The 8,371-nt window shown below is 67.7% G+C and carries 11 protein-coding genes; 5 read left to right on the forward strand and 6 right to left on the reverse strand.

The genetic code is table 11. From position 1 onward, the window contains the following. Window positions 1-16: 16 nt before the first annotated feature. Window positions 17-787, reverse strand: coding sequence for a transporter substrate-binding domain-containing protein (locus LQR33_RS13965; RefSeq protein WP_269212186.1), 771 nt, complete (start codon window positions 785-787; stop codon window positions 17-19). Further along, a complete protein-coding gene (locus LQR33_RS13970; RefSeq protein WP_231469418.1) occupies window positions 784-1,515 on the reverse strand; it encodes a chorismate--pyruvate lyase family protein in 732 nt (243 codons plus the stop codon). The genes LQR33_RS13965 and LQR33_RS13970 overlap by 4 nt, the downstream gene beginning before the upstream one ends. Before the next feature lie 139 nt (window positions 1,516-1,654). Here LQR33_RS13970 and LQR33_RS13975 point away from each other — a divergent pair, with 139 nt between their 5' ends. The 4 genes from LQR33_RS13975 to LQR33_RS13990 all read left to right on the forward strand — a co-directional run bounded on the left by LQR33_RS13975 (window position 1,655) and on the right by LQR33_RS13990 (window position 4,562). Further along, window positions 1,655-2,257 carry a CBS domain-containing protein gene (locus LQR33_RS13975; RefSeq protein ID WP_021474936.1) on the forward strand — a complete coding sequence of 201 codons (603 nt, stop codon included), beginning with the start codon at window positions 1,655-1,657 and terminating at the stop codon, window positions 2,255-2,257. 88 nt (window positions 2,258-2,345) lie between these two features. Further along, entirely contained in the window at window positions 2,346-2,825 is a 480-nt protein-coding gene (locus LQR33_RS13980) for a DUF1203 domain-containing protein (protein ID WP_231469421.1), read from the forward strand. A gap of 1 nt (window position 2,826) precedes the next feature. After that, window positions 2,827-3,702, forward strand: a complete 876-nt coding sequence (locus LQR33_RS13985) for a methylated-DNA--[protein]-cysteine S-methyltransferase (protein WP_231469423.1) — start codon at window positions 2,827-2,829, stop codon at window positions 3,700-3,702. Then, entirely contained in the window at window positions 3,699-4,562 is an 864-nt protein-coding gene (locus tag LQR33_RS13990; protein WP_231469426.1) for a DMT family transporter, read from the forward strand. The genes LQR33_RS13985 and LQR33_RS13990 overlap by 4 nt, the downstream gene beginning before the upstream one ends. Here LQR33_RS13990 and LQR33_RS13995 read toward each other — a convergent pair. After that, on the reverse strand, window positions 4,559-5,422 hold the full coding sequence (locus LQR33_RS13995; RefSeq protein ID WP_231469429.1) for a LysR family transcriptional regulator: 864 nt from the start codon (window positions 5,420-5,422) through the stop codon (window positions 4,559-4,561). The two genes, LQR33_RS13990 and LQR33_RS13995, sit on opposite strands and share 4 nt — an antisense overlap. Before the next feature lie 98 nt (window positions 5,423-5,520). Here LQR33_RS13995 and LQR33_RS14000 point away from each other — a divergent pair, with 98 nt between their 5' ends. Further along, on the forward strand, window positions 5,521-5,937 hold the full coding sequence (locus LQR33_RS14000) for a hypothetical protein (RefSeq protein WP_221667345.1): 417 nt from the start codon (window positions 5,521-5,523) through the stop codon (window positions 5,935-5,937). Here the strand turns inward: LQR33_RS14000 and LQR33_RS14005 are convergent. The 3 genes from LQR33_RS14005 to LQR33_RS14015 all read right to left on the reverse strand — a co-directional run. Then, window positions 5,897-7,243, reverse strand: coding sequence for an ATP-binding protein (locus LQR33_RS14005; protein ID WP_166438722.1), 1,347 nt, complete (start codon window positions 7,241-7,243; stop codon window positions 5,897-5,899). The two genes, LQR33_RS14000 and LQR33_RS14005, sit on opposite strands and share 41 nt — an antisense overlap. A gap of 3 nt (window positions 7,244-7,246) precedes the next feature. Continuing rightward, window positions 7,247-7,978 (reverse strand): osmolarity response regulator transcription factor OmpR, encoded by a 732-nt coding sequence (gene ompR, locus LQR33_RS14010; RefSeq protein WP_021474929.1) that lies wholly within the window; start codon window positions 7,976-7,978, stop codon window positions 7,247-7,249. Window positions 7,979-8,009: 31 nt separating this feature from the next. Continuing rightward, on the reverse strand, window positions 8,010-8,371 hold a 362-nt coding region (locus tag LQR33_RS14015; RefSeq protein ID WP_231469431.1), incomplete at its 5' end, for a hypothetical protein.

Consider the following 8,371-nt stretch of genomic DNA (forward strand, 5'->3'; position numbering starts at 1 on the left):
TTTTTCATGGCTGGCGTCATTGTCCCAGCCATGTGGCGGACAGCCTGGCGAAGCCGCCGTCCTGCATCCGCTGGCTCAGCCATTGATCGACCCAGGCTTTCCAGCGCCAGTCGTTGGGCAGCAGGTAGGCTTTCTGCGAGAAATCGAACGGCTTGTCCGGATGGATGGCGCACAATTCCGGATGCAGCTTCTGCTGGTAACGGGTTTCCACCGCGTCGGTGACCATCGCATCGGCCTTGCCGTCGATGATCTGCTGGAAAATGCGGTTATTGTCGGGGAAAACCGTCAAATCGGCATCCGGCAGGCGTTGGCGGGCGAAGCGCTCGTTGGTGCCGCCCGGATTGACCACCAGCCGCGTTTGCTTGCGGTTCAGCTGTTCCAGGGTCTGGAAGCGGGCCGCATTGTCGCAGCGGGCGATCGGCGTCTTGCCGTCGTTCAGGTAGGCGGCGGAATACAGCGCCTGTTTCTGCCGCTCCAGGCTGATGGAGATGCCGCTCATCGCGATGTCGAACTTGCCGTCGCGCTGGTCGCGCATCAGCGTCGGCCAACTGGTGGCCACCAGTTGCAGCTTCACGCCCAGCGAACGCGCCAAATCCGCGGCCATGTCTATGTCCAGGCCGCGGTATTGGCCGCTGGCGGAGTCCAGCCGAGTGAACGGCAGATAGTCGCCGGTGGTGCCTACGCGCAGCTCGCCGCGAGCGAGGATGTCATCCAGCCGGTCGGCCTGGGCGGCCGGGCTCAGCAGCAGCGCCGCCAGGCAGGCGGCAGCGATGGTTGGGGCTTTCATCGGCTGCCTTCGCGCGGGTTCAGGGGGAAGGCGAACAGGTCGCGGCGATAGGTTTCCACCACCAGGCTGAACGGGGTATTGCCGTCCTTGTACAGCACGGCGCGGTGCTGCAGCACTTGTTCCGGGATGTCCAGGCCGCGCTTGGCGTCGGCGGCCGGCAGCGGGCGGGTTTCCCAGCCTTGCGGCAGCGGCGACCACAACAGCTTCGCGCTTTCGGTGCGGCGGGTGAAGTCCAGCGCCTTGACCGCGGCCCCGAACGGCGTGTCGGTGGTGTCCAGCAGGCGGTTCATCTCGGCGGTGAGCCGCGCCGGCACGTACCAGTTGTCGGCTTCGGACAGCACGCGGTCGCCGCAGGCCAGCTGCACCCGGCGGTAGCCGATGGCTTCGTCGGCGCCCACCTTCAACTGGCGGCGGATCTCGGCGTCGGCCGGCTTGCGGGTGGCGGTGTCGCGCAGCGCGCGGATGCGGGCCTCGGCGGCCAGTTTGTGCTCGCCGCACCATTGCTGCAGCGTGCGGGTGGCGCTGGGATTGCTCAGCAGGGTGGCGTTCAGCGTCTGCAGCAGCGCCTGCGCCTTGACGCGGGTCTCGGCGCCGTCTTGCCAGCCGGGATAGGACCAGGCTTCGGCGCGGGCCTGGCCGGCCATCAGCAGCGCGGCGGGCAGCATCCAGGCCAGCGTCCGTTGGCGAAATCTTACGGCATGGGTTTGGTGGGTGGCGTTATGCTTCATAGATTTTTACAAAAGTAGAACAAACATACTAATGAGGCCAATAGTAAACGCAAAGTTCCGCTAAGTTGAAAACAGGGTCGACCGCACTGGGCGGGCCGGCCCGTTTTCGCCTTTTCGAGTCGCCCTGCGAGGAGCCGTCATGGCTAAAGATTTTTCTCCCTTGCCCACTCTGACTCTGCCGCGCACCACCGACCTGGTGAGACTGGACCAGCGGCCCCATCCGCCGATAGGCGTGGATAGTCCGGCGTTGAGCGTGATGACCGACCTGAAGCTGGTCAATCCGATAGGCATACGCGCCGACGCCGATCTGCGCGAAGCCCATCAGCGCATGGTCAGCCACGGCATCCGCCTGCTATTCGTCCATGACGACGACGGCAGCCTGCTAGGCCTGGTCACCGCCGTCGACCTGCTGGGCGAGCGGCCCATTCAATGCATGAAGGAACACGGCAAGCACTACGCCGATATCCAGGTATCCGACGTGATGACGCCGCGCGGGCGGCTGGACGCGTTGAGCCTGGCCGACGTGGCCATAGCTAATGTCGGCCAGCTGGTCGCCACCATGCAGCATTTGGGCCGCCAGCACGCGCTGGTGGTGGAAGTGAATCCGTCCAACGGCCACCACGAGCTGTGTGGCTTGTTCTCCACCTCGCACATGGCGCGTTTGCTGGGACAGCCGCTGTCCTTCATCCGCGTGCCGCAGGCGCTGTCGGAAATCCAGTACTCGCTGCTGCACGCCGGCTGACGCTTTGCGCGGACGGCAAGAATCGGGTCGCCGCCGGGCGCGCGCCGCCATAGACTTCGGACATCGCAATGATACGAAGGAGAGCGGCATGGCCTGGCAACTGGAAACCCTGGACCCGGTTTTCGTCGAACGGGCGCGGCGCGAAGGCGTCGACGCCCTCGGCCAGCCGGTGCGGCGGCGGCCGGCCGCCGGCGGCGAACCGTTCCGCGACGCGCTGCGCCGCGCTCGTGCGGGCGAAACGCTGATTCTGGCGGGCTACAGCCCCTTCCGCCAGATTGGGCCCTACCGCGAATACGGTCCGGTTTTCCTGGCCGCGGAGCCGCAGCAGGAGCCCTTGCCGGGGTTGTCATCGCTGCTGAGCCGCGCCGGCGAAGGCGCTTATCTCGGCGAAAGCGTGGCGTTGCGGGCCTACGACGGCGAACAAACCCTGCTGGAAGCCGCCTTGCTGCCGACGCGCGAGGCTGAGGCGACGCTGGCGCGCTGGGAGGCGCGGCCAGAGATCGCGTTCGCGATGCTGCGCTTTCCCGCACATGGCTGCTACGCGCTGCGGCTGAACCGGAGCGAGTGAAATGGACGCCCTTTTGCACGCCGATGAGGAAGCCGGCCGCGATTACGCCCGCGTCCGCGACGCCATCCGCTACCTGGTCGCCCATGCCGGCGAGCAGCCGCAGCTGGCCGATGTGGCCGCCGCGCTCTGTTTGTCGGAATCGCGGCTGCAGCGGCTGTTCAGCCGCTGGGCCGGCGTCAGCCCCAAGCGCTTCATCCAGCAACTGACTTGCGAGGCGGCCAAGGCGCGGCTGGCGGCCGGCGCGCCGCTGCTGCCGCTGTCCCATGAGTTGGGACTGTCCGGCAGCAGCCGGCTGCACGATCTGTTCGTCACGCTGGAGGCGATGACGCCCGGCGAATACCAGCAAGGCGGAGCCGGCCTGGACATCGTCTGGAGCGTCGAGCCCAGTCGCTTCGGTCCGGTCCTGTTGGCGCAGACTGCGCGCGGCGTGTGCGCGCTGCAGTTTCTGGCGGATGACGACGAGGCGGAGGCCTGGCTGCGCGCGCAATGGCCCCGCGCCGCGCTGCGCCATCTCCCTGGCCATGCGCGCGCGTTGTGCGGCCGCTTGTTCGATCCCTTGTCCGAGGCGGATGGCTCGCCGCTGGCGTTGCGGGTGCAGGGCAGCAATTTCCAGATCCAGGTATGGCGGGCGTTGCTGGCCGTTCCCTACGGCGGCTTGCTCAGTTACGGCCAATTGGCGGAAAAAATGGGGCGGCCGGGCGCGGCGCGCGCGGTGGGCAACGCGGTGGGCGCCAATCCGGTGGCCTGGCTGATTCCCTGCCACCGGGTGATCCGCGCCGAGGGCGCGCTGGGCGGCTACCGCTGGGGCGAGGAACGCAAGTTGGACCTGATAGGCTGGGAGAGCGCGCGGCTCAGCCGCGAAGAGGCGACGGCTTGAGCGGGCAAAAGCGGGAGTTCGCCTTGCTCGCGCTGTTGGCGGCGCTGTGGGGCGGCTCTTTCCTGTTCATGCGCGTCGCCGCGCCGGCTTTCGGCCCGCTGCCATTGATCGCGCTGCGGGTCGGCCTAGCCGCCTGCCTGTTGCTGCCGCTGCTGTTGTGGCGCGGGCAATGGCCGCTGTGGCGCGGCAACTGGCTGCCCATCGCCGTGGTCGGCGTGTTTTTCACAGCGTTTCCGTTCAGCCTGATCGCCTGGGCCCAGCTGTCGTTGTCGGCGGGCATGGCCTCGGTGTTGAACGCCACCACGCCGCTGATGACCGCGCTGTGGGCGTGGCCGCTGGCCGGCGAGCGGCTGTCTTCGCGGCGGGCGGCGGGCCTGGCTTTGGGCTTGGCCGGGGTGTTGGCCTTGCTGGCCGGCCACGGCGCGCGTTTCGAGGTCCGCTCGCTGGCGCCGGTATTGGCGATGCTGGGCGCTACCGCCAGCTACGGCTGGGCCGGGCATATGGCCAGGCGCTGGCTGCCCGGCATGCCGCCCCTGGTGACCGCCTGCGGCGGCCTGGCCAGCGGCGCGCTGCTGATGCTGCCGCTGGCGTGGCGCGATTGGCCGGCGAGCCCGCCGCCGCCGCAAGCCTGGATCGCCCTGGCGCTGTTGGCGGTGTTTTGCACCGCGCTGGCGTATCTGATTTTTTATCGGCTGATCAACCGGCTGGGCGCAACCCGCGCCAGCGGCGTCACTTACTTGGTGCCGGCGTTCGGCGTGCTGTGGGGGGCGCTGTTCCTCGGCGAAACCATCGGCGCCGCGATGCTGCTGGGCGCGGCTTTGATCCTGGCCGGGGTATTGGCGCTGAACGCGCGGCGCTAGGCGGACAGCCGGCTCAGTTCGCGGAAAAACAGCCGGCTCAGCGTTTCCAGGTCCGGATCGCCGGCGCGATCAGCGCGCCGGTACAAGGCCAGCGGCACCGGCGGCAAGGCGGGCAGGCTGTCCGGCGGCAAGGGACGCAGCTTGCCGCTGGCGACATCCGGCAGCAGCGCGCCGACGCCCAGTCCCGCTTCCAGCGCCGCTTGCACCGCCAGCAGGCTGGAGCTCTCGAACACGACCCGGTGGCGGCGGCCGGCCAATTGCAGCGCCTGCAGCATCGCGTCGCGCCAGCTGCACGGCGCGGCGAACAGCACCAGCGGCAGCTCGTCCTCCTCGGGGCAGACGCCGCCGGCCGCCAGCCACGGCAGCGCGCACTCCATCGCCCAGGCCGGCGCCTGCGCTAGTCCGCACAGGCGCGGATTGGCGATCAGAAGATCCAGCTCTTCCCGGCGATAGGCGGCGCTCAGCTCGCGTCCCGGCGCGACTTTCGCTTCCAGCTTCAGCCCGGGATGGGTGGCGGCGAAGTCGGCCAGCACCCGCGGCAGATGCTGGCTGACCACGTCTTCTATCAGGCCGACCCGGCAAAGCCGCGGCGCGGCGGCCGGCGCGGCCGGCACCATCTGCTCGGCCAGGCTGACGATGCGCTCGGCGTAGGGCAGCAGCGTCTGTCCGGCCGGCGTCAGCGCCACGCCGCGGGTGGAGCGCCGCAGCAGCGTTTGTCCGCAATGGGACTCCAGCTTGCGCAATTGCAGGCTCAGCGCGGGCTGGCTGCGGCCCAGTTCCGCGGCGGCGCGGTTGATGCTGCCATGGCGGGCCACCGCGGCCAGCGCGCGCAGCAGCGCGGTGTCGATGTCGGCAGTCATATGGTTTGCTTATAGCGATTGGCGATTTTTGCAGTCTACCGATAACGCCAGCGCTTGTTTAGCATCGGACAGTCGATATCCGTTGCCGGGAGAAGGAAATGTTTTTCGTCGCACTATTGCTGGCCGTGGCGGGCTCAGTCGTTTACCACCTGTCGATCAAGCAGCTGCCGCAGGCCGTGAACCCGTTCTTTTCGCTGGCGGTCAGCTACGGCCTGGCGATGTCGCTGTGCCTGGCGGGCATGTGGTGGCTGCCGGCGGGGCAGCGCGGGATGTCGGCGCTGAACTGGAGCAGCCTGGGCGTGGCGCTGGGGATACTGGGCATCGAGATGGGTTTCCTGCTGGCCTACCGCGCCGGCTGGAACCTGGGCTACGCGGCGCTCAGCTCCAATGTGCTGAGCACCGCCTTGCTGCTGCCGATAGGCTACTGGCTGTTCCGCGAGAACCTGTCGCCGGGCAGGCTGGCCGGGCTGGGCCTCAGCCTGGCTGGCTTGTGGATGATGCTGCGCTTTCGCTGAGCGTCTCGCCCAGCGGCAGGCGGATGGCCACCTTGAAGGCGCCGTCCTCGTCGGTCAGCTCCAGCGCGCCGCCGTGCTGCTTGGCCACCCGCGAGACGATGGCGAGGCCGAGGCCGCTGCCGCCGTCGGTGCCGCGGTGCTCGGCCAGCCGCTCGAACGGCGCCAGCGCGGTTTCGCGCAGCGCGGCGGGAATGCCGTCGCCGTGGTCGATCACGCTGAGCATGGCGTCGCCGGCGGCTTTCTCCAGCCGGATGACCACCGGCGGGCGGCCGTAGCGGCGGGCGTTCTCCAGCAGATTGCTCAACAGCCGCTCCAACGCCAGCGCGTCGGCCTTCAGTTCGATCTCGTCGCGGATGTCCAGCCGCGCGTCCATGTTCTCGCGGCGGAAGCGCGCCACCACGCTGGCGGCCAGATCGGCCAGCGCCACGGGCTCCAGCCGGCTGGTTTCCTCGGCGCGGGCGAAATCGATGAACTGGCGGACGATGCGCGACAGCTCGTCGATGTCGGACAGCATGTCGTGCTGGTCGGTGCTGGCTTCCTGCATTTCCAGCGTCAGCTTCAGCCGGGTCAGCGGCGTGCGCAGGTCGTGCGACAGGCCGGCCAGCATCAGCCGGCGCTCGCGCGCGGCGTTGTCCAGCGCCTGGGCCATGCCGTTGAAGTTGTGCGCCAAGAGCTGCATCTCGCGCGGGCCGGTTTCCGGAATCGCCTGCGGCATCGAGCCGCTGGCCAGCTGGCGGCTGGCCTGCACCACCTGGCTGATCGGCCGCGTGATGCGCCAAGCCAGCAAGGACGCCAGCAGCGTGGCGAACAGCGCCGCCAGCAATGAGGCCTGCAGCATCGGGCTGACCATCCGGTCGCGGTAGCGGCCGAAGGGGATCACCAGCCAATACGGCTGGTCCAGCACGTGCACGTGCACCCACAGTTCGCTGTGGTCGGCTCGGCGCGCGTAATGGGCCTGCACCGGCTCGTTCAGGTCATGCGATAGCCGCTGCGCCAGCATCGCGCCGATCTTGGGCAGATCCTCGCTGAACTGCTGGCCGCGGTCGGCGTTGAACGGCAGCAGGCTGGGCAGCCCGGGGCGGTTGTAGTTGTCGAGGAAAGCCTGCCGCTCTTCCTCCACCATGCCGGTCATCGAGTCTTCGAGAAAGGACAGCGTGTCCAGCACCTGGATGTACAGCTGCCGCTCCAGCAGCTTGTGACGCTCATTGTTGGCCAGCCAGATGGTGAACAGCTGGGTGGTGATCACCACGGTGACCACCAGCAGTGCCAGCCGGAAGAACAACGAGCCTAACAGCTTGCGTAACAAGACCTACTCCCTGGGCGATCCGTCCGGCACGAACACGTAGCCATAGCCCCACACCGTCTGGATGTAGCGCAGCTGGCTGTCGGTCTCGCCGTTTTCCAGCGCCTTGCGCAGGCGGGAGATGTGCACGTCGATGCTGCGGTCCAGCGATTCGCCGTTGCCCTTGCCCAGCGCCAGCTCCATCAGCTGTTCGCGGGTCAGCGGGCGGCGCGGATGGCTGACCAGCACCGACAGCACCGCGAATTCGGCGCTGGTCAGCGACACCGGCTGGCCGCCGCGGCGCAGCTCGCGCTGGCCGAGGTTGAGCACGAACTCGCCGAATTCCACCACGTCGTCGGCGTCGTGCAGCGCCGCCAGAGCCGGCGTGGTGTGATGGCGGCGCAGCACCGACTGGATGCGGGCGGTCAACTCGCGCGGATTGAAGGGTTTGGGCAGGTAGTCGTCGGCGCCCATTTCCAGGCCCAGGATGCGGTCGATGTCCTCGCCGCGGGCGGTCAGCATGATCACCGGCAGCGATTCGCCCTGGGCGCGCAGCCGGCGCACCACCGCCAGCCCGTCCTCGCCCGGCATCATCACGTCCAGCACGATCAGGTCGGGGCGGTTGCGCGCCAGCTTGCGATCCAGATCCTTGGGATCGGGCAGCGTTTCCACGATATAGCCCTGCTGGGTCAGGTAGCGGGTCAGCAGTTCGCGCAGCTTGGCGTCGTCGTCGACGACCAGGATTTTATTATGTTCCATATGCTGTTCCTTCAGTGTTCCGGCTGCCAGCTTAGCGCGGCATGGCGCAGGCTGGGACGCCTTGTTTTTTACAGATGTTAAGCCGCCACGTCGCGATACAGTCGTTAACAATTGTGACGTCCCCATTGACGTCCGCGCAAATGCTTGCGCTTAAGCTGGAACAAATGGCCGGCGCGGAAGCCGTTTCAAGCGGGAAATATGCAGTATTTTCATGACGCTGGCCGAATCCGCCCCTTCCGGAAAACGGATCGCTGCGACGCTGATCCCCATCCGATGCCTTGCCGGGCTTGCGTTTCGCCGCTTTGAGCGGCGATGGCAGCGCGGTCAACAGACAGGATAGAATATCGACATGAAGCGATATCTGATCATGCTGGCGCTGGGCGGCCTGCTGGC

This window comes from Chromobacterium piscinae (assembly GCF_021129175.1).
Taxonomy (GTDB): domain Bacteria; phylum Pseudomonadota; class Gammaproteobacteria; order Burkholderiales; family Chromobacteriaceae; genus Chromobacterium; species Chromobacterium piscinae.